General features: G+C 62.0%; 1 protein-coding gene. It reads left to right on the plus strand.

Annotated elements, in window-relative coordinates:
- Positions 1 to 58 precede the first annotated feature (58 nt).
- Positions 59 to 474 (plus strand): cadherin repeat domain-containing protein (locus O2S87_RS18800; RefSeq protein WP_475410234.1); only part of this gene is annotated, 416 nt, incomplete at its 3' end.

A 474-nucleotide genomic window follows, 5' to 3' on the forward strand; every position in this document is an offset into this window, starting at 1 on the left:
GTTGATAACCGTGCAGGTCACGAAACTTGCTGCTGTCACGGCTACAAACCTGGCACCCGTGATCACCTCGAACGGTGGCGGCACCACGGCGAGCACGTCGATTGCAGAGAACTCCACGGCCGTCACCACTGTTGTAGCGACTGATTCCGATGCCGGCACGACGCTCGCGTACTCCATCGTCGGCGGCGCCGATGGGCCCAGGTTCCAGATAGACGGAGCGAGCGGCGTACTGTCTTTCCTTGCGGCGCCGGATTTCGAGACACCCGCGGACTCCGATCACAACAACAGCTACGTCGTTCAGGTGCGCGCATCCGACGGCAGCCTGTCAGACGATCAGACCATCACCGTCGCCATCACCGACGTGGACGAATCCCAGGTCAAGCTGACCGGTACACACCGGGCGATGACAGCTTCACGGCGCTCTCCGGCAATGAACGTATCGATGCGCTCGGCGGCATCGACACGGTCACGTTC

The sequence above is a fragment of the Halohasta sp. A2 genome (genome assembly GCF_056175805.1).